Below are 24405 nucleotides of genomic sequence, written 5' to 3'. Positions count from 1 at the left end.
GCGGGCGGAAGGAACAGGCGCTACTCCAGCACGTCGGCGATGGGCGTTCCCGCGGCGATCTTGGCCCGCATCTTCATCACCGGGCCGGCCATCCCGCAGCCGACGACGCCGGTGAGCACACCGTCGCGCTCCAGATATGCCAGGAATTTCCGGCCGTCATCGGAAATGAGATGCACGGTATCCGCGTCGCCGAGATGTCCGAGCGACTGGATCTTCACGTCGTACTGATCGCTCCAAAAGTACGGCACGGCAGCAGCATTGGCCGCTGGTTCCTGACCGAGTAAGGCGGGTACGAGCGCGCGGACTTGATCGGCGACATTGCTCCAATGCTCCACCCGGCTAGGGCGGCCGTCAGCATCCGCCCACGCGGCGACATCGCCCAGCGCCCAGACATGCGGGGTGCCGGTACGGCCCACCGCATCGCACACCACGCCGTTGTTGACCTCGACACCCGACCCGTCCAACCAGTCCGTGGCGGGCCGGCTCCCGATACCCAGCACGACGAGATCGGAGTCCAGGCGCGTGCCGTCGGACAAGGTGACGGACTGAACCCGTCCGTCTCCCTCGACCGCGTCTACGCCTATTCCCACCCGAACGTCTACGCCCTCATTGCGATGCAGCCGGGCAACCAGGTCGCCGAGCTGCTGTCCGATCGCCGCCAGCAGCGGAGCGGGTTGCGGTTCGACGAGAACCACGTCAACTCCGTTGGCACGCAATGTGGACGCGACCTCACACCCGATAAATCCGGCCCCGACCACCACCGCTCGCCGCGCCTTCGCAGCGTCGCCTCGCAGCGCGAAGCTGTCATCGGCGGTACGCAGGACGTGGATGCCGTCCAGCTCGGGGAAGGCAGCGATACGCCGGGGAACGAGGCCGGTCGCGATGACGGCCTCTCCGTACTCCAGGGTGCTGCCATCATCCAGCGTGGCCGTCCGGGCAGCAGGGTCCAGCGCGACCACCTTGGCACCGAGTCGCAGTTCAATCTGCTTCTCGTCGTAAAACTCTCGCGGTTTGAGCACTACCGCATCGATTGTCTTCTCCGCGTCGCGCAGGACGTCCTTGGACAGCGGCGGACGGTCGTAGGGCAAGTGCGCCTCGCTGCTCACGATGGTGATCGGCCCGGAGAACTCGGCGCGGCGTAACTGTTCGGCGGTTCGTACCGCCCCCAGCCCGCCACCGATGATCAGTACCCCTCGATCCGCATCGCTCATGGGTTTCTTCTTACACGACTGGACACGGGCGATGTCAGGCCTATCGCCTCTGCCTCTTACCCCTGGACCTGCGCCCGGTCCACCAGGTTGGAAAGCACCACGATGCTCTCGGTGCGGTCGATGTCCCCACTGGCACGGATGCGTTCCAGCGCACGCTCGAGATGCTGGATATCGCGTGCCAGCACCCGCAACATCGCATCGGAGGTTCCGGTCACCGTCGCGGCACTGACGACCTCGGGAATGTCGATCCACGCCCGCCGCAAGGCTTCCGGCGTGATGGTGCCCTGGCAGTAGACCTGGACGTAGGCCTCGGTGTTCCAGCCGACGGCAGCACGGTCCACCACGGTGGTGAATCCCTTGATCACCCCCGTCGCAACCAGCCGGTCGACACGGCGCTTAACCGCCGGGGCCGACAGATTGACCTCCTCACCGATCTCGGCGAACGTCGCTCGAGCATTGCGCATCAACAGCGTCACGATCCGCTCATCGGTAGCATCGAGCTCGGCCATTCACGTTCCTCCTCCAGCGATCCGCCTAGTCTGCAATAGAATGCCAAATTTCCGTTCTGGACGCAATGAATCGCGGCCTCCTACGCAACGCATAGAGATTGATTGCGGCAATTGCCTCTCCTACGCTCAGCGCATGACCGTTGTGCACGAGGGTGGACACCCGGCCGGCTCCCCCATCCAGCAGCCAGACAGAACACCGACGACGCGTCACTACGTGATGGTGCCGCCGACGTACTACACCGTCGAATACGCGATCAACCCCTGGATGGACATATCCAATCCAGTCGATCCGACGTTGGCCGCCGCCCAGTGGGATACGTTGCGCGCCACCTACGAACGCCTGGGCCACACGGTGGACATCCTGCCTCCCGTAGCCGGCCTACCGGACATGGTCTACGCGGCCAACGGCGGAGTCGTGCTGCGGGGCAACGCCGTTGTCGCACGGTTTACCCACCCCGAACGCGCCGGCGAATCCGCCGCACATGCCGAATGGATGCGTGTGCACGGACTGCGCGCCATGCATACCCGGTACACCAATGAAGGTCAGGGCGACTTCCTGCTGGCGGGCGATGTCATGTTGGCCGGCACGGGTTTCCGTACCGACGTCCGGTCTCATGTGGAAGTGGCGCGAATGCTCGACATTCCCGTGGTAACACTGGAGCTCGTCGATCCGCGGTTCTATCACCTGGATACCGCGCTGGCCGTACTGGATCCGCAGACCGTGGCGTACTACCCGCAGGCGTTCAGTGAGGCCTCGCAAGCCCGGCTGCAGTTCATGTACCCCAACGCGATCATCGCCAGCTCGACCGACGCCTACGTGCTCGGGATGAACGCGGTGTCCGACGGTCGCCACGTCATGCTGCCCGCCACCGCGACCGGGTTCGCCGAACAACTCCGCACCGCCGGATTCGAACCGATCGGTATCGATCTCTCCGAGCTTCTCAAGGGCGGCGGTTCGGTGAAATGCTGCACGCTGGAGCTGCACTCGTGACCGTCACGGAGGCCCCCGGCATGTCACCCGACTCATACAAGAGCGCCGAATACATCGAGTTGGCCGAGCAGTACGGCGCACACAACTATGCGCCGCTACCGGTCGTCGCCCACTGCGCCGAGGGCGCGTGGATCGAAGACGTGGACGGCAAGCGCTATCTGGATTGTCTGGCCGCCTACTCGGCGGTGAACTTCGGCCACGGCAACCCCGAGATTCTCGCGGCCGCCCACGCTCAGCTCGACACGGTGACCCTGGTAAGCCGCGCATTTCATTCGGATCGTCTCGGCAGGTTCTGTCGCGACCTCGCCCGCCTCTGCGGTAAGGGCATGGTGCTGCCGATGAACACCGGGGCCGAGGCGGTGGAAAGTGGCATCAAGGTCGCCCGTAAATGGGGCACCGACGTCAAGGGAGTGCCCGCCGGACAGGCCAACATCGTGGTGGCTCACAACAACTTCCACGGCCGGACCATCAGCATCGTAAGTTTCTCCTCCGACGAGACAGCCCGCGGCGGATTTGGCCCGTTCACACCCGGCTTCCGCATGGTTCCGTTCGGCGACATCGCCGCACTGGCACGGGCGATCGACGACAACACCGTCGCTGTCCTGCTCGAACCGGTTCAGGGCGAGGCCGGCATCATCATTCCGCCCGACGACTACCTGCCGGCGGTCCGTGCAATGTGCACCGAGAACAATGTGCTGTTCATCGCCGACGAGATCCAGGCCGGGCTCGCGCGCACCGGCAAGATGTTCGCGTGTGACCACTGGAACGTGGTCCCGGACGTCTACCTACTGGGTAAGGCGCTGGGCGGTGGCGTGGTCCCGGTCTCTGCCGTGGTCGCCGACGTCGACGTGCTTGGCGTGCTGCATCCAGGCGAACACGGCTCCACCTTCGGTGGAAATCCGTTGGCCGCAGCCATCGGATCGACAGTCGTGGCAATCCTCGAGCGTGGCGAGTTCCAGCGGCGGGCGGCGGTTCACGGTGGGCATCTGCGACGACGCCTGGATGCTCTGATCGGCCACGGCGTCACCGAGGTGCGTTCACTGGGGCTGTGGGCCGGGGTCGACATCGATCCGAATCTGGCAACCGGAAGACAAATCAGTCTGCGCATGGCAGAGTGTGGCGTCTTAGTGAAGGACACGCATGGCGCGACTCTCCGGTTTGCACCACCCCTTGTCATCACCGAGGACGAAATCGATTGGGCAATAGACCAGTTCGCTGATGCGCTGGCCAAAAGCCGGTAGGTTTCGCCCGGCCCCAGGAGGCACAATGGCACCCTCGTCACCCAGCCTTGCCCAGCAGCTGCTGCGGCGCCGTCCCACGTCGGGGGCCCCCACTGCCCACGGCGCCGGCGGGCATCTGAGGCAATCGATGGGGACATTCCAACTCACCATGATCGGCGTCGGCGCCACGGTGGGCACCGGAATCTTCTTCATCTTGGCCGAATCCGTGCCCAAGGCAGGCCCCGCGGTGATGGCCTCGTTCCTGGTCGCTGGTCTCGCCGCAGGACTGGCAGCGCTCTGTTATGCCGAGTTGGCCTCCGCGGTACCGGTATCGGGTTCCTCGTTCTCCTACGCGTACACCACGCTGGGCGAGCTGGCAGCGATGGTGGTGGCCGCCTGTCTGCTGCTGGAGTACGGCGTATCAGCGGCCGCGGTCGCGGTGGGCTGGAGCCAGTACCTCGACAAGCTTCTGGTCAATGTCTTCGGATCGCATCTGCCGCACGCGATCAGCGCCGCCCCCTGGGACAACGTCGATCCGGGAGTGCCGCATGCCTGGCTCAACCTGCCGGCCGTGGTCCTGATTGTCATGTGCGCGATCCTGCTCATCCGTGGAACCAGCGAGTCCGCACTCGTGAACACGGTCATGGTGCTGCTCAAACTCGCCGTTCTGACGGTCTTCGCGATCATCGCGTTCACCGCGTTTCAGGCGGGTAACTTCTCCGACTTCGCGCCGTTCGGCGTCAGCGGCATCGGCGCCGCGGCCGGAACGATCTTCTTCACCTATGTCGGGTTGGACACGGTGTCCACCGCCGGCGAGGAAGTGAAGGACCCGCAACGCACGATGCCGCGCGCGCTCATCGCCGCACTCCTCATCGTCACCGCCTTCTACCTCGTGGTCGCCCTTGCCGCACTCGGCGCACAGCCGTGGCGGGAGTTCGAGGGACAGTCCGCTGGCCTGGCCCTGATTCTGGACAAGGTCACCGGAAGTACCTCTGCCAGTACATTCCTCGCGGTCGGCGCAGTCATTTCGATCTTCTCGATCACCCTGGTCTCGATGTACGGCCAGACCCGCATCCTGTTCGCCATCGGCCGCGACGGCCTGCTGCCCTCGGTCTTCGCACAGGTCAATCCCCGCACGTTGACACCGGTGAACAACACGATCATCGTCGCGATCGTCGTGGGCCTCATGGCCGCCTTCGTACCGCTGAACAGCCTCGCGAACATGGTGTCGATCGGCACCCTCACCGCGTTCATCGTGGTGTCGATCGGTGTCATCATCCTGCGGGTCCGAGAGCCTGAGCTGCCGCGCGCCTTCCGTGTTCCCGGCTACCCGGTCACTCCGGTTCTGTCCGTGATCGCCTGCGGCTACATCCTGTTCAGCCTGCCCTGGGTCACCTGGATCGCGTTCGGGTCCTGGGTTGCCGTAGTGCTGGTGTTCTATCTGGCGTGGGGACGGCACCACAGCGCCCTGAACGACGCACCCAACGACCCAGCCGAACTGCCCGAGAAGGAACCGGTATGACCGTCGTCGTCGGATATCTCTCGGGTAAGGGCGGCAAGGGCGCCCTGCACCTGGCTGTCGAATCTGCCCGCGTTCTGGAGACCTCGCTGACGGTCACCACTGTGGTACCGAAGCCGTGGACCACACTGTCGAAAGCCAAAATTGACGCCGAGTACGCGCAATGGGCTCAGAAGCTCTCTGACGATTCGAAGTCCGAGGCCGCCGCGTACCTCGAAAAGATCAGCGCCGGAATCGATGTCACATTCCACAACGTGGCTCACCGCTCGGTGTCCGGCGGGCTGCTGGAAGCGGTGGAGGCCTCTGACGCGGATGTACTCGTCGTGGGCTCCGCCTCGGAAGGAAGCCTCGGGCAAGTGGTGCTGGGCTCGACCGGGGACCGGCTGTTGCACTCCTCCCCCGTGCCCCTGGCCATCAGCCCCCGCGGTTACCGCGGTTCGAAGGCCGGCACGGTCAGCCGGGTCACCTGTGGATACCCGGGCACAGAGGATGCGGTTGACGTTGTACACCAAGCGGTTCGGCTGACACAACGTCTGCACGCGCCGCTTCGCGTGGTCACCTTCGCCGTACGCGGCCGCACCATGCTGACGGCCGGGGTGGGCCCCGAGGCCGAGGACGCGGTGCTCGCCAGCTGGGTCGCCCAGTCCGAAGAGGCGCTGGCCGGACTGCGTCAGGACGGAGTGATCGAATCCGAGGTCGAGCTCAAGGTCGTCACCGGCGACAGCTGGGACGACGCCTTGGACAACGCCGAGTGGCTCGACGGCGAGCTATTGGTACTCGGCAGCCGCCCCCACAGCACGGTTGCCCGCGTCTTCCTGGGGTCCCGCGCAACCAAGATCGTCAGGCACAGCCCGGTTCCCGTCGTGGTGATGCCGGGCTAGAGCTGTCTCAGTAGGTCAGGTGTCCCTTGTCGACGGGCACCTGAGCACCGGCCAACGTGCCGGAGGCGTCGCCCGCCAGCCACACCACCACATCGGAGATCTCATCGGGCTCGAGCATCTTGGTGGGCGACAACGGCATCGGCGCAATACTCGGCAGATAATTGGGATGTTCGGCCAGTAACTTCATCATGGCGTCGCCGGTGATCATCGGCGTGGTCACCCCGTACGGATGGATCGAGTTGACCCGGATGCCGTACTCGGCCAGTTCGATCGTCAACGACTTGGTGAGTCCGGTCAGGCCGAACTTCGAGGCGACATAGGCGCCGTTACCCGGAGTGCCCTTGAGCCCGGACACCGAGCTGACGATCACGATCGAACCGCCGTTTCCGGCCTTGATCATTGTCGGCACAACGGCTTTCACGGTCTTCCACGTGCCGGTGAGGTTGGTGTCGATGACGTCTTCCCACTGCTGGTCGGGCATCTCCCACAACCTGCCCCAGCTGAGCACTCCAGCATTGGCGATGAGGATGTCAATGTGCCCGAACTGGGCAACGGCCTCCTCGACCACACTCTGCAGTGCCGCACCGTTGCGGACATCGGCCTGCTCGGCGATGATCGTGCGCCCGGCAGCCTCCACGAGCCGCACCGTTTCCTTGAGATCTTCCGGTGTCGCAGCCTCGTACCCCGCATACTCCGACACGGGGGCACACACGTCGATCGCAACGATGTCCGCGCCCGCCTGGGCCAGCCGGACGGCGTGCTGCCGTCCCTGCCCACGAGCCGCACCGGTTACGAAGGCCACTTTTCCAGCCAAGGGCTGATCCGCCATGTCTGCTCCTTTGCACTTGAAGCCAGGCTAGCAGCAGCACTAGAACGTGTTCCAGATTCAGGACCGCTCAGCGGACAAATGAACACTGTCATCAGGAAGCGTGAACCACCGCAAGGCGATCGAGGTGCGCGCCATCATCCCCTGGGCCGCGCCATCGGCCTAGAGATCGCCGAGGATCTCCGCACGTTTGGTGTTGTATTCCGCTTCGGACACCAGTGATGCCAGCTTCAACCGATCGAGCTCGGCAAGCCGGTCGGATACGGAGCCACCGGGGCCAGGGTCGGCCGACGAGGCCCGCTCAGCTCCCTCCGTCTTGCGTAGAATGGCGTCAATCTGTTGGCGGACAACCGGATTAGAACGGATGTCCACCACTCCATCGGTGCCAATGCCGTTGGCCTTGAGAACCTTCATGATCTCGAAGAGTGGGCCGGCCTGGCCGGTCAGGTCATACTCGCGACCCTGCGACGAGCTGGTGAATTTGGCCGGTACCTGACCGCTGAGTAACGCGGTGCGCTGCCAATCGATCTGAAACTGCTCGGTGCCGGGCGCGACGAGCACAACGAGCTTGCCGCGCGAGAGGGCAGGCACCTGCAGCACCGACACCCGGGTCCTCGTCTCGGCGCGGAACGGGCTGATCCCGTCCCCGTGCACCTGAAGCGTCAGCTTGATGACCGGCTGATCGTTCACCCTCATGCCGGTCTCATTGGCCGCAATTACGTCGGCAAGCGCGAGAATACCGTTGGCCTCCAACAGCTTACGAGCCTCATCGGTTCGAGTGAAGACCAATGTCAGCACGAACGCCAACACCACGATCCCGATGGTGATACCGACGCCGCTGTACAGCATCCAACTCGTCGCGGGTTGGTCGATCACGTAATACATCACGATGAATATCGGCCCGACGATCCCGCAGATCAACGAGAAGGCCAGGATTTTCAGAAAGCGTCCGACCACGTTCATGGCGCTCATCATCCTCCACCTGCGCGGCATCTTGTGCGGGATCCAGCCAGCCTCTAATATTGGCAATACATGTTGTCAACGATGCCGACATTGCTGGATAGGAGGCATTCACCATGCCCAAGCTCACCGCCGTCGACAGCCCGTCGGCCCGCGATCCCCATCCGTACGACTACTACCACAGGCCGGGCATGGATCTACGCCCAATTCCCGAGGGCAAGAACGAGTTCGGCTGGATCTGGCGTCACTGCCGACACGTGCTGTTCGACAACTGGTTCGACGTCGAAGACGATGTCACCCCCACGCCACTGACTCGCCTGTTCGACGATCACATGTGGCAGGGCGACGAGCTGATGGATGCCGTGGTGGCCATGTTCGAACGGATGGGCTCGGCACGCGCACGCCCCCTGTTCGAGCAGGCCATCACCGATGGCATTGATTCCCTGGACGACCCGCCGGACGAACTGCGCGCCCTTCTGGAGGACGCATACCGAGTGCCCGAATGGTGGGACCCCGCCAAGGCGGAACGCGGACGACAACGGCTGTATCGGACCACCGTCCCCACCTTCCTCATCATGGCCACATTCGGTGTATTCGACACCGTCATGAACTCCGATGTTTCGACATCGACAGGCGCCACCGGAAGATTCCGCGACCAGGGTCCGCAACGACAGATCGAGACCGGCAGGTTCTTCGCCACCCTGTTCGATCGGGATGCCATGCGGCCCGGGTCACCACAGATGAAGCTGACCCTACGCGTGCGGCTTGTACATTCGTTGGCCCGCAAGGGTCTTCGATCCGCATGGGGTCCAGATAACTATGCGAGATTTGGTGCGCCGATTCCCAACTCGTCAATGTGCGGATTCATCGAGGCCGGGGCACTGGGTGGATTGGTGCTCGACCAACGATTCGGCCGACCGTGCACACTCAAGGAGATCGATGATGTGTGGCACTACATGTCTCGATGGGCGTTGTTATTCGGCGTGACAGAGACGTTGTGCCCCAAGTCTGGCATCGAGGCGATGCACAACCTCGACTACCTGCTGGCACGATCCGGCGAAGCATCGAAATGGCGAGTGGAACTTGTGGAAGTCCTGTCCTCGCTGACTACCGGCGGGTTCCAGAACCGAATAGGCGACCTGCTGTATTCGACCGTCATTGGCGGTCCTGGTTCGGTTCTCATGGGGCCGCAAGCGATGGACGAATTCCTACGCGACACCCAGTTCGAACGGATACCCCATCGACTCCCGGGCACGATCGTCAAAGCCGTCGCAACAGCCGGCGGACATACCGCCGCCATCCGCGATCGGGTACCAGGAATCAACTGGGTCCGCCGTGTCACGTACGGAAGGCTGATACCGAACCCCAGCCTTCTCATCAACCCGGTCTTCGACGTTCTCGAGAAGCTCCACAAGGTCAGCTCCACCTACACGATGCACGACACCAACACTTCCGGGCACGCCTTCGCCAGCTAGCCGCGATGTCCGCTCTTGTGAGCTCTCCCCGCGCGGCCTAATATTGACAATGCGCGTTGTCAATGATGTCGACGTCAACAACCAGGAGGCGCCCGGATGCCCGAACTCACCGTGGTCGACAAACCACTGTCTGGCGATCCGCACCCGTTCGACTACTACTTCCGGCCGGGCATGGATCTACGCCCAATCCCCGAGGGCAAGAACGAATTCGGGTGGATCTGGCGCCACTGCCGACACTATTTGTTCGATCCCTGGTTCGACGTCGAGGACGAGGTGACCCCCACCCCGGCGACCCGCCTGTTCGACGATCACATGTGGCAGGGCGACGAGCCGATGGACGCCGTCGCCGAGCTGTTTCACGAGCTCGGGTCCGCTCGGGCCCGAGCACTGTTCGAACAGGCCGTCGAGCATGGCGTCGACAGCCTGGATGATCCTCCCGAGGCGCTGCGTGCACTGTTCGCGGATGCCTACCGCGTGCCACCATGGTGGGATCCAGCCAAGGCGGAACGGGGCCGGCTGCGGGCGCGCCAGGTGACCACCGCAACCACCGCGGTCATGGCGACCTTCGCGGTATTCGACACCGTCATGAACTCCGATGTGTCGGCAGCCACCGGTGCCACCGGCCGGTTCCGTTATCAGAGCGCCCAACGGCTGGCAGAGACGAATCGGTTCTTCTCCATGATCTTCGACCGTGACGGGTTGGTACCCGGCTCCGAACAGATCAAGCTGACGATGCGCGTTCGTCTGGTGCACGCACTGGCGCGGCGGGGCCTGCGCAGCGCCTGGGGCGAGGACAACTTCGCCGAATACGGCGCTCCCATCTCCAACGCGTCCATGTGCGGATTCATCGAGGCAATGCTCGGAGCGCTCCTTGTCGACTACCGACTCGGAAGATCTTGCACGCTAAGGGAAATCGATGACGTATGGCATTACCTGCTGCGATGGGCGCTGATGTTCGGCGTCACCGAAGACCTGCTGCCACGCACCGGCATCGACGCCATGCGCAATCTGGATTACCTGCTGGCCCGTTCCGGAGATGCCTCGCGTTGGCGCGTCGAGCTGATCGAGGCGCTGGCCACCGGCATATCCGGAGCGCGGACCGGACCCGTCCGGCGCATCTTCGCTGAAGTGCTCGCGGGCCCCGGCAGCATGCTGATGGGACCGGCGGCCATGGACGAATTCTTCCAGGGCACAACCTTCGAAGGGATCAACCACCGCTTGTCGGGCTGGCTGTTCAGCACGGCGGCCACGGTCAATGCCAACGCATCCGCGGTTTTCGATCGGCTGCCCGGAATCGGCCTGATGCGCCGGCAGTTGGACGCGTTCAATCCCAATCCCAGTGCGGTGAACAACCTTTTCTCGGAGCTGATCGAGAAACGCGCCAAGGTGGCCTCGACGTACACGATGCACGACAACAACACGTCCGGGCACGCCTTCGCCCGCTGACTAATTCCGCCGAGCGGGAATCTCACGAGGTAAATCAGGCCAAACCCCTCGCCAGATTCCCACTCGCCGAACAGAATACGAAAACGGCGCCCACCCCGAAGGGTGAGCGCCGTTTTCTTGGCGTCTTTAGATCACTTGAGGATCTTGGTAACGCGACCCGCGCCGACGGTACGACCGCCCTCACGGATGGCGAAACGCAGACCCTCGTCCATAGCCACCGGCTGGATCAGCTTGACGGAGATGTCGGTGTTGTCACCGGGCATCACCATCTCGGTGCCCTCGGGCAGCGTCACAACACCGGTCACGTCAGTGGTACGGAAGTAGAACTGCGGACGGTAGTTGTTGAAGAACGGCGTGTGGCGGCCGCCCTCGTCCTTGGACAGGATGTAGACGCTGCCCTCGAACTCGGTGTGCGGGGTGGTGGTGCCGGGCTTGACCACAACCTGGCCACGCTCGACGTCCTCACGCTTCACACCACGGACCAGCAGACCGACGTTGTCGCCAGCCTGGCCCTGATCGAGCAGCTTGCGGAACATCTCAACACCGGTGACGGTCGTCTTGGTGGTGGTGTCCTTGATGCCGACGATCTCGACGTCCTCGTTCACGTTGATCACGCCACGCTCGACACGACCGGTCACCACGGTGCCACGACCGGTGATGGTGAACACGTCCTCGACGGGCATCAGGAACGGCTTGTCGGTCTCGCGGACCGGGTCCGGGATCGACTCGTCAACCGCGTCCATCAGATCGGCAACGGTCTTGCCCCACTCGGCGTCGCCCTCGAGCGCCTTCAGCGCCGAGACACGCACCACGGGAGCGTTGTCGCCGTCGAAGTCCTGGCTGCTCAGCAGCTCACGAACTTCCATCTCGACGAGCTCGAGGAGCTCCTCGTCGTCCACCATGTCGGACTTGTTCAGCGCGACCAGGATGTAGGGCACACCGACCTGACGAGCGAGCAGCACGTGCTCGCGAGTCTGCGGCATGGGGCCGTCCGTCGCGGCGACCACCAGGATCGCGCCGTCCATCTGGGCGGCACCGGTGATCATGTTCTTGATGTAGTCAGCGTGACCGGGGGCGTCAACGTGTGCGTAGTGACGCTTCTCGGTCTGGTACTCCACGTGCGAGATGTTGATCGTGATACCACGAGCCTTCTCTTCGGGAGCGTTGTCGATCTGGTCGAAGGCCGACGCCTCGTTCAAATCGGGGTACTTGTCATGCAGCACCTTGGTGATAGCTGCAGTGAGAGTGGTCTTGCCGTGGTCAACGTGACCGATGGTCCCGATGTTGACGTGCGGCTTCGTCCGCTCGAACTTCGCCTTCGCCACTTGTGTCCTCCTGGACTCTTGTTGTTGTTACTTACAGTGTTGCGCCAGGGGCGCGGTGCTCCGGCGGACTATTCGCCCGTTGCCTTCGCGATGATCTCCTTCGACACGTTCGCCGGAACTTCGGCGTACGAGTCAAACACCATGGAGTAGTTAGCCCGGCCCTGGGTCTTCGACCGAAGGTCGCCGACGTAGCCGAACATCTCCGACAGCGGAACCTGTGCCTTGACGACACGAGCACCGCTGCGCTCCTCCATAGCCTGGATCTGGCCACGGCGGGAGTTCAGGTCGCCGATCACATCACCCATGTAGTCCTCGGGGGTGGTGACCTCGACAGCCATGATCGGCTCGAGGATGACCGGCTGGGCCGACTGGGCGGCCTTCTTCAGAGCCTGCGAACCAGCGATCTTGAACGCCATTTCCGACGAGTCAACGTCGTGGTACGCACCGTCGAGCAGGGTGACCTTGATGTTCACCAGCGGGTAGCCGGCCAGGATGCCGTACTGCATGGCGTCCTGTGCACCGGCATCCACCGACGGGATGTACTCGCGCGGAACGCGTCCACCGGTGACCTTGTTCGAGAACTCGTAAGTGGCGCCGTCCTCGGCATCCACCAGCGGCTCGAGGCTGATGATCACCTTCGCGAACTGGCCCGATCCACCCGTCTGCTTCTTGTGGGTGAATTCGACGTTCTCGACCGTCTTGCGGATCGTCTCGCGGTAGGCCACCTGCGGCTTACCGACGTTGGCCTCGACCTTGAACTCGCGGCGCATGCGGTCCACCAGGATGTCCAAGTGGAGCTCGCCCATGCCACCGATGATCGTCTGACCGGTCTCCTGGTCCAGCTTGACCTTGAAGGTCGGATCCTCTTCGGCCAGCTTCTGGATCGCAGTGCCCAGCTTCTCCTGGTCGCTCTTGGTCTTCGGCTCGATGGCCACCTGGATAACCGGATCCGGGAAGGTCATCGACTCCAGCACGATCTGGTTGTTCGGATCGCACAGGGTGTCACCGGTGGTGGTGTCCTTGAGACCGATGACCGCGTAGATGTGGCCCGCGGCGGCGGACTCGACCGGGTTCTCCTTGTTGGAGTGCATCTGGAACAGCTTGCCCAGACGCTCCTTCTTGCCCTTGGTGGAGTTGACCACCTGAGCACCGGAGTCGACCTTGCCCGAGTACACACGGATGTAGATCAGCTTGCCGAAGAACGGGTGGGTGGCCACCTTGAACGCCAGCGCACTGAACGGCTCGGAGGTGTTGGGCTCACGCGTAATGAGCTCTTCTTCCTTGCCCGGGACATGACCGGTGGTGGCACCGACGTCCAGCGGCGACGGCAGGTAATCGATGACCGCGTCGAGCATGGGCTGTACGCCCTTGTTCTTGAACGCGCTGCCGCACAGCACCGGGTAGGCCTCGGACGTGATGGTCAGCTTGCGGATCGCAGCCTTGATCTCGTCGATGGTCAGCTCTTCGCCGCCCAGGTACTTCTCCAGCAGCTCTTCATCGGTCTCGGCAACGGCCTCGAGCAGCGCTGCGCGGTACTCGTCGGCCTTGTCCTTGAGCTCGGCGGGGATCTCTACGGTCTCGTAGCTCTCGCCCATCTTGGTCTCGCCACGCCACACCTTGGCGTTCATCTCGACCAGGTCGATGATGCCTTCGAAGTCGTTCTCGGCACCGATCGGCAGCTGGATGGGCAGCGCGCGCGCACCGAGACGATCCTCGATGGTCTTCACGGTGAAGTAGAAGTCGGCGCCCAGCTTGTCCATCTTGTTCACGAAACAGATGCGCGGAACGTCGTAGCGGTCGGCCTGACGCCACACCTGCTCGGACTGCGGCTCCACGCCTTCCTTGCCATCGAAGACCGCCACGGCTCCGTCCAAGACACGCAGGTTGCGCTCGACCTCGACAGTGAAGTCGACGTGTCCGGGGGTGTCGATGATGTTGAGCTGGTTTTCTTTCCAGTACGCGGTCGTCGCGGCGGACGTGATGGTGATGCCGCGCTCCTGCTCCTGCTCCATCCAGTCCATGGTGGCTGCGCCGTCGTGGACCTCACCGATCTTGTACGTGATACCGGTGTAGAAGAGGATGCGTTCGGTCGTGGTGGTCTTGCCGGCATCGATGTGGGCCATGATGCCGAAGTTGCGGACCTTGTTCAGGTCGGTCAGCACTTCCTGTGCCACAGAAGTTTCCGCTCTTTCGCTTCGAATTGGGGATGGACGAACTGGGCGGGCCTCGCCGTGAAGTGAGGCCCGTCAGATCACCAGCGGTAGTGCGCGAACGCCCGGTTGGCCTCGGCCATCTTGTGGACATCCTCGCGGCGCTTCACCGATGCGCCCAGGCCATTGCTGGCGTCCAGGATCTCATTGGCAAGCCGCTCGACCATGGTCTTCTCACGACGAGCGCGCGAGAAGCTCACCAGCCAGCGCAGGGCCAGGGTGGTGGAGCGATCGGGACGCACCTCGACCGGCACCTGGTAGGTGGCACCACCGACGCGGCGGCTGCGCACCTCGAGGGCGGGCTTCACGTTGTCCATGGCGCGCTTGAGGGTGACGACCGGATCGGTGCCGGTCTTGTCCCGGGCCTGCTCCAGGGCGCCGTAAACGATGCGCTCGGCGATGGACTTCTTGCCATCGAGCAGCACCTTGTTGACCAGCTGGGTAACCAGCTGCGAACTGTAAACCGGGTCGTTGACCAGGGGGCGCGACGGCGCGGGGCCCTTACGCGGCATTAGCTCTTCTCCTTCTTGGCGCCGTAGCGGCTGCGAGCCTGCTTGCGGTTCTTGACTCCCTGGGTGTCCAGCGAGCCGCGGATGATCTTGTAGCGCACACCGGGGAGGTCCTTCACACGACCACCACGCACGAGCACCATCGAGTGCTCCTGCAGGTTGTGGCCCTCACCCGGGATGTAAGCGGTGACCTCCACCGCGCTGGTCAGCCGCACACGGGCCACCTTCCGCAGCGCCGAGTTCGGCTTCTTCGGGGTGGTGGTGTAGACGCGGGTGCACACGCCACGGCGCTGCGGGCTGCCCTTAAGGGCCGCGGTCTTCACCTTGGCGATCTTGTCCCGGCGACCCTTACGGACCAGCTGGTTGATGGTTGGCATGTACCGGCTTTCTGTCTCTAGCTACTACTGGGCTCTAGCACTGCGAGCCCATATGAAGGCCCTGTTGTCCTGCGGTTTTCGCCCGTATCGGTATCCCGAGGCCGGGCGTGTCGCACGCACCGCGGCCGCGAAGAAAAACTCCTTCACCCTCTGGGCATGCGAATTGACCTGGCGCCCTATCTGACCCCCGCTGGGTAACCCAGTGGTGGCCATCGGCCAGGCACAGCGCCCTACCATACCAGGGCTGATCACGGTGAGACAAACTCGCCTACCAGCGACAAAGCGCAGGTCATCGACAACTCACCGACGCGCGGGCAACTTGCCTACTTGCGCTCGGCAAGACCCGACGCGAAGCGGTGCACCATCTCCGTAAACGCGATATCGGGATCCATCTCGATGCCCGCCATGAAGCCCGTCATCTCCAACATGACGAAGCCGTGCATCGCGGCCCACAGCTCGACACCCGCATGGAAAGCGGTGTCCTCGTTGAGTCCGTAGACGCCGATGGCTTCGGTCGCCGGCTTGGCCAGCTCGCGTGCGTCGATGGTCGGACGGTTCACGGCATCCAGGAACGGCATCCGGGTCAGCGCCGCATATCTACCGGGGTGGTGGTGTGCGTAACTGCGGTACGCGCCAGCCATCGCCAGGATCGCGTCCTCGCTGGTGCGCCCCGAGCTCACGGTGTGCAGCATGCCCACGATCTCGGCCAGCACCCGGTCACGCACCTCATGGCGCAGATCATCAAGGCTGTCCACGTGGTTATAGAGCGAGGGCCCCTTCGTGCCGAGCTCGACGGCCAACGCATTGATCGTCAACGCATCCCAGCCGGCCCGATCCAAGAAGGACAACGCGGCGTTGATGACCGTGTCGCGGTTGAGCCGTGTTGCCCGCGCAGGGTTTCTGCGGTGCGCGGTTGCGGGCTCGGTCGTCACGTGTGGTCCACCTTCTGGGGGTGAGTCGTTCTAGTGCAGTGCTCTTTGGTGCGGCCTTGTGGAGCAGATGGCCTGCTATGACCCTATCTCCCCCACCGTCACCTTTGCGTTTGTCAGCCCATCGAGTCTGTCGTGGCGCCCGGTGGCTTATTCTCATCGAGTGACCTGGACGCTGAAATGACACACGTTCTAGTTTCCGTGGGGCAGCGAGCACTCGTCGCCGCCCTGGTGACCGTCGGCATCGCCGCGTTGGCGAGCTCGCCGGCGGGCCGTTCGGACCTCGCAGACAACATTCGCCTGGTGAAGAACGGCGACACCCACATCACCCAGTACGGGCTCGTGACCACTATCGATTGCAGCGATTCGACCGTCTTTGTGAACGGGTCGCAGAACGTCATCACCGCTCTCGGCAGCTGCTACGCCATCTCGGTGCAGGGGTCCTCCAACACGATCATCGCCGACAACGTGGTCAACGACATCACTGTCTACGGCTTCAACCAGAAGGTCCTCTACAAGTCCGGTGAACCGGCGGTCATCGATCGCGGGCGCGAGCTGGGCATGATGAATTTCATCGACCGCATTCCCGGCTAACCCCCTGCCGTCATCCAAAACTCCGGATAATCGATGTCATGTCCCGCCATCATGTGGTCCTGGCCCTGGCCCTCGTCGCCCTCGGACTGACGGGCTGCGGTGCCATCAAACCGGGTTCGAGCAATCCGACGCCCGGCACCTGGACTCCCCCGTCCACCTCGGCCTCGTCCAGCCCCTCCACACCGACCTCTGCCAAGGTCGATATCGGGGATGAGACGGTGATCGGGTATTTCGGCCAAACCACGACCGCCGCGTGCGACGAGGGCAAGCGCCTGAACATCACGGGCGCCAACAACACCCTCACCATCACCGGCGCCTGCGACAAGGTCACCGTCTCGGGTTTCTCCAACACCGTCACGTTCGACGAGCTGAAAACCGAAGTGACGGTGACCGGCTACGGGAACAAGCTGACCTACAAGACGGGCGAACCCAAGGTCAACAACTACGGAAGCAACAACACCATTCAGAAGGCTTCCTAGCCGCTGCTCACAACACCGTCTGCACGATGTGTTCGACCAGTTGGCGAGCCGCAGTGCAACTATCGCCGCCCTTGCGGTACTGAACCCACCAGGTCAACGAACCGGTACCGGCCGGAACCGTCACCCCGCAGCCCCCGCCGGGGCCAGTGCTGGTGAACCCCTTGCGGCCGTTGATCGTAATGTCGGCGGTCTTCTGTCCCATCCCGTCGGCAGACGTGCGATCGCGGTCGACGTCACCGCCCTCGTAGTAGGCGTACAAGAGGTCGATGAGATTTCCCGCATCATCGGCTGCGACCCAATAGCACAGTGCCCCAAAGAAATTCTGGTAGACCTGGGCAGCCTTGACGGTCTCCACGATCGTCTTCTCGTCGAGCGGACCACACTGGCCGTTAGCGAATCCGTAGGGGTCCAGCTTGTCGTTCTCACCTCGCTCGTTGGAGTTCAGTGACTCTCCTGGAGCGACGGCGGAACCGTCGACAGTGCGCGCACACCCGGTGGGACCGACAAGGAGCAGCGCCGCTGCGGCAAGCGCGCCGACAATCCTTTTCATTGCTTGCCTACCTTGCTGAGCAGTGAGTCCATCAGGGTCTCGACGGCCTTGCACGGGTCGTTCTTGACGTCTCCCGATTGCAGGGACCAATGCAGGAAATCGGGCCCGGATCCCGCGGACAGCTCACACAACCCGACATTGCTCACGCGGTAACCGGGATAGGACTTGGTGGTCACCGATTCCACCGTGTGTCCGAGGTTTCGCGCGACGGACGCCTCCTTCTGTGCCGAGCTGCCCCGATACCAGTACAGCGACAAAGACGTATCTCCGGTTCCGGGGCCGGTGGACCACCGGCAGCCAAGCAGGCTGTCCACATCGCGCTTGAGTGCTGGATTACCCACCGCTGCAGTGACTTCCGCATCAGTCATGCCACCGCAGTCGCCGAGTTTGAAACCCTTACCGGGCCCGTTGTTCACCTCGGGAACCGTGGTCACCTGCACATCGGGAGATCCGCCACCGTCGTCGTCACCGCCGGAGGACCGCGGCGAGCAGCCAGCCAGCACCACGGCGGCAACAACCAGGGCCGATACCGGAACCATCCGCACACTCACGGTGTCCACAGTACGTCCGTATCCCGTGGGTCTCCCTGAAGTCTGAGTGTGTCGGCGCTACTACCGCCCCGGGCTCAGACAGCTCAGACCCCGGCTCCGTGGCGGCCGGCACCCGCGGCGAACCGGCCGGCTCCCTCCAGCGCCTCGGCCGCCACCCGCTCGATGCTGCCGAACTCGTTGTCCAATGCCGCATCCTCGGCCATCCCCCACTGCGCGATCGCCGAATCGCGGTCTGCTCGCACACATTGCTGGGGGAATGCCGCGATCTCCGCCGCCAACGCCTCGGCAGCGGCGCGGGCCTGCCCACGAGGCACCACGCGATTGGCCAGGCCGATGTCCAGAGCCTCTGGTGCGGCGACGGGACGCCCGGTGAGGATGAGGTCCATGGCACGCGAGTGCCCGATCAACCGCGGCAATCTGATCGTCCCGCCGTCGATGAGCGGCACGCCCCAGCGCCTGCAGAACACCCCTAGGACGGCGTCCTCCTCGACCACCCGAAGGTCACACCACAACGCAAGCTCGATACCACCGGCGACGGCATGCCCCGATATCGCAGCGATCACCGGCTTGGACAGCCGCAGCCGTGACGGGCCCATCGGACCGGGGCCGTGCGGGTGCAGTTCATTTCCACGGTCGGTGCCCATGGCCTTGAGATCTGCTCCGGCACAGAATGTTCCGCCATCACCCCAGAGCACCGCCACGGACGCCTCCGGGTCGGCGTCAAACTCGGCGAACGCCGCGAGCAGCGCCGCGGCGGTTGGGCCGTCAACGGCATTACGAGCGTGGGGGCGGTTGAGAATGACCGTGGTCACCGGTCCTGCCTTCTCTACGCGAACAGCATTCTCACTCACAGGGAGGCCTCCTCCATCTCGGCATTGTCGCGCAGTGTCACCAGTTCATCCTTGAACTCCCGATAACGGGAACGTATTTCGTCGGCCGGCCAGTCCGTCGGCAACAACTCATCCGGCAGCACCGGGTCGGCGAGCAGGTGCCGCACCATCGCCGCAGCCAGCACAAATCGCGCAGGAATTGCCTCGGCCTGATCCCACCACCGCAACAGGGACGTCGCATAGAGCGACCACCCGGGCAAATCCCAGAGCTGAGCGGACAATGCTTCGGGGGTCGCGGTCCGGGTCTGCAACACCCAGACGTGGTCGGTAACCGACGGCGGCAGCTCGATGTCCAGATTGTCCGGACGCAGCCACACTCCCTCGCGCAGCTCTCCGAAACGGCTTTGTCGCAACGTAGTTCGCAGGTCATTGCGGTCACGCGCATCGCGCCCCACGCTGGTGATAACCAGCTGTGTCCAGTCTCCGTCCCAGGAGCGCCGATGCGGATCGCAGGCCTCGTCCTGCCGCAGCTGACGGGCCTGTAGACGCTCGGCGAGCCGATATCCCGATTCGGTTCGCGCAAGATCTCCCGCAGAGACCATCCGGGTCAGCGCCACCCTTACCGTCGTATCACTGATACCGAATAAGGTTGTCAGTGAACGTATTTCGCGCACAGACAGCTCTGCGGGGTGTGCGCCCAGCAGCAGGCTCAGGATGACCGAACGCGCGGTCATCGGGTGATGCTCGACCGGGTTAGTCATCGCTACAGATCGGTGGGCCTGCGGCCGTAATCACCGAAGGGCTCATCACGATGCCGGACCGCTTGCCGGTAACCGTTCGTCATGGCATCGAACGTGAACGCGTGGGCCTCCGCGGTGTGCCGGGATATGCCGTCGAAGACGGTGCCCACCATGGCGCTATTGGCAATGCCCTGGTTGATGAGCACCGAGTTGCATGCGAGCTTGACCATCATCAACTGGTTCAACGGCATCGCGGCGATCCGCGCCACCAATCGCTCGGTGCGCTCGTCCAGATCATCGGGCTCCGGCGCCTCGACCGCCAAACCCCACTCGTATGCCTGCTTACCCGACAGACAATCTCCGGTCAGCATAAGGCGTTTCGCCCGCTGATCGCCGAGCTTGTGCGCCCACAGCCCGGTGGCCGGCACACCCCATACCCGGGTGGGCGGGTACCCGATCTTGGCATCGGCAGCGACGATCAACTGGTCGGCGTGCAAGGCGATGTCGGTACCACCGGCCACGCAATACCCATGCACCTTCACCACGGTCGGCTTGTTGGCGTGCAACAGCGAGGAGAAGCCGCGGGTGAACCGGCTCATCATCTGGTAGTCGAGCATGGGGTCCCAGTTGATGTTCGGCAGGTGGTTGCGCAGCTGCACCTCACCGTCTAGTGCGGTGCCTGAATACTGCGCCGTGCCTTCATCGTTCGCCTCAGCATAGGCACTGAGGTCGAAGCCCCCGCAGAATCCGTCTCCCCTGCCCGACACGAGGATGACGTGAACCTGCGGATCCAGGTCGGCACGCTCCACCAGTGCCGCCAGTTCCAGTGGGGTCTCGGCGATGATGGCGTTGCCCTGCTCGGGCCGGTTGAAGGTAATGCGCGCGACGCGGTCGGTGACCTCGTAGGTCATCGTCTTGAGTGTGTCCACCGGCTAGCTACCCGACTTGACGGTCGCCCGCTCCAGAATGGGCGAAAGGTCCAGTCCGGTGGGGAGCGTGCCGAACGCACCACCCCAGTCACCGGCAAGCCGGGTCGCCAGGAATGTCTGTGCGACCGCCGGATGACCATGGCGGACCAGCAGCGCCCCCTGCAGCGCGAGGCAGATGTCCTCGGCGACCTTGCGGGCACGGTAGGTGACCGAATCCAGATCACCGAGCTGCGAATGCAATCCGTTGATATGGCGGTCCAGCCGTTCGTCCTGCCCCTGGGCGAGCGCAAGCTCCTTGAACAGCACCTCGATGCACTCGGGCTTGGTGGCCATGGCGCGCAACGTGTCCAGGGCGCTGACGTTCCCCGAGCCTTCCCAGATTCCCATCAGCGGCGCTTCACGATAAAGACGCGGCAGTCCTGAATCCTCGACATACCCATTGCCACCCAAACATTCCATCGCCTCACCGGCATGTGGGGTCGCCCGCTTACACACCCAATACTTGCTGGCGGCCAAGCCGATACGGCGTAACAGGGACTCGGTCTCGTCACCGCGCGTGGCGCGGTCCGTGGCACCCGCCATCCGCATCGCGACCATGGTGGCGGCCTCCGCTTCGATGGCGAGGTCCGCGAGCACGTTGCGCATGAGTGGCTGATCGATGAGGTACTCACCGAAGGCCTTTCGATGCTGAGCATGGTGCATGGCCAGCGCCACACCGGCGCGCATGCTGGTGGCCGATCCCAGGGTGCAGTCCAGCCGCGTCATGTTCACCATCTCGATGATGGTCTTGACGCCCTTGCCTTCCTCACCGACGAGCCATGCCGTTGCGTCGTCGTACTCGACCTCCGAGGATGCGTTGGAATGGTTGCCGAGCTTGTCCTTCAAGCGCTGCAACCGCATCCGGTTACGGGTGCCATCCGGCAGTATCCGCGGCAGGAAGAAACATGACAGGCCGCCGGGCGCCTGGGCGAGCACCAGAAACACATCGCACATCGGCGCCGAGGTGAACCACTTGTGCCCCACCAACGTATAGCTGCCGTCGGCGTTCGACGTGGCCGTGGTGGTGCCTGCGCGCACATCCGAGCCGCCCTGCTTCTCGGTCATGGACATACCCGCGGTCAGCCCTGCCTTGGTGGCGGGTACCGAAAGCACAGGGTCGTAGACACGACTGGACAGCAGCGGCTCGTAGATGGCCGCCAGCTCGGGATTGGCACGCAGCGCCGGTATCACTGCGTAGGTCATCGAGATGGGACACATGTGGCCTGGATCGGCAGTCCATACGCCGGTCTTCGCGGCACGCACGACGTGAGCGCCCGGCCGGTCGTCTGCCCACGGTGCCCCATGCAGTCCGTGAGCGACTGCTTCCCGCATGAGCTCGTGATAGGCCGGGTCGAACTCGATGTCATCGACGCGATGACCCCAACGGTCGTGGGTGTGCAGCACCGGACGGTTCCGGTTGGCCAACTCGCCGGCGCGCTGCATGCGGTCGGTGCCGTTGAGCGCACCGACCTCGACAACCTCGTCGACACCCCACTGACCACCTTCGCGAATGAGGGCTTCCATCAGCACGGGACTGGTCGCGGCGTTGTAGTCGCGCAGGGCGGGGACCTGATTGGTGACGACATGCGTATCGGCCATGCGTCCAGTGTTACATTTCTACGACAACCGCACAAGATCTGTTCACATGCCGTTCCGTGTGCCTCTCGTGCGCTACAAAGAAAGGCGTGGAGAAGGTCGTCTTCGTGCTGCGCCAACCGCCCGACGCCGCCACCGATGAGTGGTCCGAGCAGCTACGCACGAACGTTGTGGACAAGATCCGGGCCACGGGCCCGCATAGCCTGACCATATGCGTGCATGACGCCGCAGTGCGTGCCGCGAGCCTGCGTCTGGTAACCCTGGACCCGCCCTTCGCCGCCGCCGTCAGCGTGTGGGTTCAGCAGTCATATGGTCCAGCGATACGCGAGATCGAGGCAATCCTCGCCGCAGCATCGGCCAATGCACACGGATATCTAGTGACGGAGTCGGTGCCGCTGCCAGCCCCCGCGCCCGAACCGGGATTGCGCTCAACGGGTTTCACCAACATCGCATTGCTGCGCAGGCCCGCCGACATGCCCTTCGACACCTGGCGTCAGCAGTGGCAGGGCGTGCATACCCACAACGCGCTCGAGCTGCAGTCGACCATCGGATATGAACAGAACCTGGTCGTACGCGCCGTGACGGCCGACGCACCCGCGATCTCAGCCATCGTCTTCGAGCAGTTCCCCGCGGCGGCCCTCACCGACCCACTGGCCTGGTACGGCGCCGCGGATCAACAGCAGCTGAGCCAACGCGCGATGGCCATGCTCGAGAGCGTCAAAGCCTTTGGAGCCCATACCAACATCGACACCGTGGCCACCAGTCGATACGACGTAATTCAACCGTTCTCGTGACACCTGTCGCCCCCCCGCCGACATCACACTCTTGACATACAACCAAATGGTTGTAGATTGGAATAGTGACCGACTCGGATGAGGACAGGGCGGACGCCATGTTCCATGCACTCTCCGACCGCACCCGACGCGACATCCTGCGGCGAGTGTTGGCCGGCGAGCACTCGGTCTCGACGCTTGCGGCGAACTACGACATGAGTTTCGCCGCAGTGCAAAAGCACGTCGCCGTGCTGGAGAAGTCCGGGCTGCTGACAAAAAGGCGCAACGGCCGCGAACAGCTGGCCAGCGGCGATGTGGAAGCGGTTCGCTCGGTCGGCACCATGCTCACCGAGCTTGAGCAGTTCTGGCGCGGCAGGATCGCCCGCATAGACGAACTCATCGCATACCCATCATCGACGCTCGAGACACCAGGTAAGGACTGAATCATGCCCGTCACCAACGTCACTCACGATATCGATACCCTGACCATCACCATCGACGCGGAGTTCGAAGCGCCGATCAGCCGGATCTGGCAGATCTATGCCGACCCGCGTCAACTCGAAAAGGTATGGGGTCCACCAAGCTATCCGGCCACGTTCGTCGACCATGACTTCACGCCCGGCGGCCGGGTGAATTACTACATGACCGGACCGGACGGCGCACGGTATGCGGGCTGGTGGGAGCTCACGACCATCGATGAACCGAACAGCTTCGCGTTCAGGGATGGCTTCTCCGACGAAGATCTGAATCCGGTTGACAACATGCCGGTCTCGACGAACCTCTACACGTTCGCCGAAAAGGACGGCCGCACACTGGCGACCTACGTCAGCACGTTTGAGACTGCCGAGGCACTGCAACAGGTACTGGACATGGGCGTCATCGAAGGTGCATCGTCGGCGATCAACCAGATCGACGACCTCATCGGTTCGTAAGCGC

Annotated in this window: 26 protein-coding genes; 11 read left to right on the top strand and 15 right to left on the bottom strand. The window is 63.6% G+C overall.

Annotated features, from left to right (window positions below):
- Positions 1–20 precede the first annotated feature (20 nt).
- Together AOT83_RS14155 and AOT83_RS14150 are read right to left on the bottom strand one after the other, a co-directional pair.
- Positions 21–1211, bottom strand: a complete 1191-nt coding sequence (locus AOT83_RS14155) for an FAD-dependent oxidoreductase (protein ID WP_057964787.1) — start codon at positions 1209–1211, stop codon at positions 21–23.
- Positions 1212–1267: 56 nt separating this feature from the next.
- The gene (locus AOT83_RS14150; protein ID WP_030096676.1) at positions 1268–1720 is read right to left on the bottom strand and encodes an Lrp/AsnC family transcriptional regulator; all 453 of its coding nucleotides are present in this window, start codon (positions 1718–1720) and stop codon (positions 1268–1270) included.
- Positions 1721–1853: 133 nt separating this feature from the next.
- Between AOT83_RS14150 and ddaH the strand changes: the two genes are divergently transcribed.
- From ddaH to AOT83_RS14130, 4 genes are read left to right on the top strand one after another with little or no spacing between them, the layout of a single operon-like run.
- Positions 1854–2711 (top strand): dimethylargininase, encoded by an 858-nt coding sequence (gene ddaH, locus AOT83_RS14145; protein WP_109365428.1) that lies wholly within the window; start codon positions 1854–1856, stop codon positions 2709–2711.
- Between the two features lie 20 nt (positions 2712–2731).
- The gene (gene rocD, locus AOT83_RS14140; RefSeq protein WP_057964913.1) at positions 2732–3952 is read left to right on the top strand and encodes an ornithine--oxo-acid transaminase; all 1221 of its coding nucleotides are present in this window, start codon (positions 2732–2734) and stop codon (positions 3950–3952) included.
- Positions 3953–3977: 25 nt separating this feature from the next.
- Positions 3978–5453 (top strand): amino acid permease, encoded by a 1476-nt coding sequence (locus tag AOT83_RS14135; protein WP_030096673.1) that lies wholly within the window; start codon positions 3978–3980, stop codon positions 5451–5453.
- Positions 5450–6331 carry a universal stress protein gene (locus tag AOT83_RS14130; RefSeq protein ID WP_030096672.1) on the top strand — a complete coding sequence of 294 codons (882 nt, stop codon included), beginning with the start codon at positions 5450–5452 and terminating at the stop codon, positions 6329–6331. The genes AOT83_RS14135 and AOT83_RS14130 overlap by 4 nt, the downstream gene beginning before the upstream one ends.
- 7 nt (positions 6332–6338) lie before the next feature.
- On the opposite strand, the gene AOT83_RS14125 is transcribed toward AOT83_RS14130, so the two are convergent.
- Positions 6339–7160 (bottom strand): mycofactocin-coupled SDR family oxidoreductase, encoded by an 822-nt coding sequence (locus AOT83_RS14125; protein WP_030096671.1) that lies wholly within the window; start codon positions 7158–7160, stop codon positions 6339–6341.
- Positions 7161–7319: 159 nt separating this feature from the next.
- Positions 7320–8120, bottom strand: coding sequence for an SHOCT domain-containing protein (locus tag AOT83_RS14120; protein ID WP_070915400.1), 801 nt, complete (start codon positions 8118–8120; stop codon positions 7320–7322).
- A gap of 113 nt (positions 8121–8233) precedes the next feature.
- Between AOT83_RS14120 and AOT83_RS14115 the strand changes: the two genes are divergently transcribed.
- Together AOT83_RS14115 and AOT83_RS14110 are read left to right on the top strand one after the other, a co-directional pair.
- Positions 8234–9592, top strand: a complete 1359-nt coding sequence (locus AOT83_RS14115; RefSeq protein ID WP_030096669.1) for an oxygenase MpaB family protein — start codon at positions 8234–8236, stop codon at positions 9590–9592.
- A gap of 96 nt (positions 9593–9688) precedes the next feature.
- Complete coding sequence (locus AOT83_RS14110) at positions 9689–11038, top strand: oxygenase MpaB family protein (RefSeq protein ID WP_030096668.1); 1350 nt, start codon at positions 9689–9691, stop codon at positions 11036–11038.
- Between the two features lie 131 nt (positions 11039–11169).
- Here the strand turns inward: AOT83_RS14110 and tuf are convergent, their stop codons facing one another.
- The 5 genes from tuf to AOT83_RS14085 form a co-directional block, all read right to left on the bottom strand.
- Positions 11170–12363 carry an elongation factor Tu gene (tuf, locus tag AOT83_RS14105; RefSeq protein WP_030096667.1) on the bottom strand — a complete coding sequence of 398 codons (1194 nt, stop codon included), beginning with the start codon at positions 12361–12363 and terminating at the stop codon, positions 11170–11172.
- Positions 12364–12431: 68 nt separating this feature from the next.
- A complete protein-coding gene (fusA, locus tag AOT83_RS14100) occupies positions 12432–14537 on the bottom strand; it encodes an elongation factor G (RefSeq protein WP_030096666.1) in 2106 nt (701 codons plus the stop codon).
- A 77-nt stretch (positions 14538–14614) separates the two neighbouring features.
- On the bottom strand, positions 14615–15085 hold the full coding sequence (gene rpsG / locus AOT83_RS14095) for a 30S ribosomal protein S7 (protein ID WP_030096665.1): 471 nt from the start codon (positions 15083–15085) through the stop codon (positions 14615–14617).
- Positions 15085–15459: a 30S ribosomal protein S12 gene (rpsL, locus tag AOT83_RS14090; protein WP_003929602.1), complete on the bottom strand. Its 375-nt coding sequence runs from the start codon at positions 15457–15459 to the stop codon at positions 15085–15087. The genes rpsG and rpsL overlap by 1 nt, the downstream gene beginning before the upstream one ends.
- A gap of 323 nt (positions 15460–15782) precedes the next feature.
- Entirely contained in the window at positions 15783–16391 is a 609-nt protein-coding gene (locus AOT83_RS14085; protein ID WP_030096664.1) for a TetR/AcrR family transcriptional regulator, read from the bottom strand.
- Between the two features lie 177 nt (positions 16392–16568).
- Here AOT83_RS14085 and AOT83_RS14080 point away from each other — a divergent pair, with 177 nt between their 5' ends.
- The gene (locus AOT83_RS14080; protein ID WP_057964789.1) at positions 16569–16982 is read left to right on the top strand and encodes a DUF3060 domain-containing protein; all 414 of its coding nucleotides are present in this window, start codon (positions 16569–16571) and stop codon (positions 16980–16982) included.
- A 38-nt stretch (positions 16983–17020) separates the two neighbouring features.
- Positions 17021–17461 carry a DUF3060 domain-containing protein gene (locus AOT83_RS14075; protein WP_057964790.1) on the top strand — a complete coding sequence of 147 codons (441 nt, stop codon included), beginning with the start codon at positions 17021–17023 and terminating at the stop codon, positions 17459–17461.
- Positions 17462–17468: 7 nt separating this feature from the next.
- Here the strand turns inward: AOT83_RS14075 and AOT83_RS14070 are convergent, their stop codons facing one another.
- The 6 genes from AOT83_RS14070 to AOT83_RS14045 form a co-directional block, all read right to left on the bottom strand.
- The gene (locus tag AOT83_RS14070; RefSeq protein WP_030096661.1) at positions 17469–18011 is read right to left on the bottom strand and encodes a DUF3558 domain-containing protein; all 543 of its coding nucleotides are present in this window, start codon (positions 18009–18011) and stop codon (positions 17469–17471) included.
- On the bottom strand, positions 18008–18571 hold the full coding sequence (locus tag AOT83_RS14065; protein WP_030096660.1) for a DUF3558 family protein: 564 nt from the start codon (positions 18569–18571) through the stop codon (positions 18008–18010). Before AOT83_RS14065 ends, AOT83_RS14070 begins: the two co-directional genes overlap by 4 nt.
- Before the next feature lie 74 nt (positions 18572–18645).
- Positions 18646–19413: a crotonase/enoyl-CoA hydratase family protein gene (locus AOT83_RS14060; RefSeq protein WP_030096659.1), complete on the bottom strand. Its 768-nt coding sequence runs from the start codon at positions 19411–19413 to the stop codon at positions 18646–18648.
- Complete coding sequence (locus AOT83_RS14055; RefSeq protein WP_030096658.1) at positions 19410–20153, bottom strand: PaaX family transcriptional regulator C-terminal domain-containing protein; 744 nt, start codon at positions 20151–20153, stop codon at positions 19410–19412. Before AOT83_RS14055 ends, AOT83_RS14060 begins: the two co-directional genes overlap by 4 nt.
- 2 nt (positions 20154–20155) lie before the next feature.
- Entirely contained in the window at positions 20156–21043 is an 888-nt protein-coding gene (locus AOT83_RS14050) for a crotonase/enoyl-CoA hydratase family protein (protein ID WP_044105293.1), read from the bottom strand.
- A 21-nt stretch (positions 21044–21064) separates the two neighbouring features.
- Positions 21065–22699, bottom strand: coding sequence for an acyl-CoA dehydrogenase family protein (locus tag AOT83_RS14045; protein WP_057964791.1), 1635 nt, complete (start codon positions 22697–22699; stop codon positions 21065–21067).
- A gap of 86 nt (positions 22700–22785) precedes the next feature.
- Here AOT83_RS14045 and AOT83_RS14040 point away from each other — a divergent pair, with 86 nt between their 5' ends.
- The 3 genes from AOT83_RS14040 (at position 22786) to AOT83_RS14030 (ending at position 24401) form a co-directional block, all read left to right on the top strand.
- Positions 22786–23490 carry a hypothetical protein gene (locus AOT83_RS14040; protein WP_057964792.1) on the top strand — a complete coding sequence of 235 codons (705 nt, stop codon included), beginning with the start codon at positions 22786–22788 and terminating at the stop codon, positions 23488–23490.
- A 65-nt stretch (positions 23491–23555) separates the two neighbouring features.
- Positions 23556–23912, top strand: a complete 357-nt coding sequence (locus tag AOT83_RS14035) for a metalloregulator ArsR/SmtB family transcription factor (protein ID WP_057964793.1) — start codon at positions 23556–23558, stop codon at positions 23910–23912.
- 3 nt (positions 23913–23915) lie between these two features.
- Entirely contained in the window at positions 23916–24401 is a 486-nt protein-coding gene (locus AOT83_RS14030; protein ID WP_030096653.1) for an SRPBCC domain-containing protein, read from the top strand.
- Positions 24402–24405 lie beyond the last annotated feature (4 nt).

The organism is Mycobacteroides sp. H001, from assembly GCF_001440005.1.
GTDB lineage: Bacteria > Actinomycetota > Actinomycetes > Mycobacteriales > Mycobacteriaceae > Mycobacterium > Mycobacterium gwanakae.
Note: the sequence above shows the minus strand (reverse complement) of the source record. Positions and strands in the feature narration are given on the sequence as shown.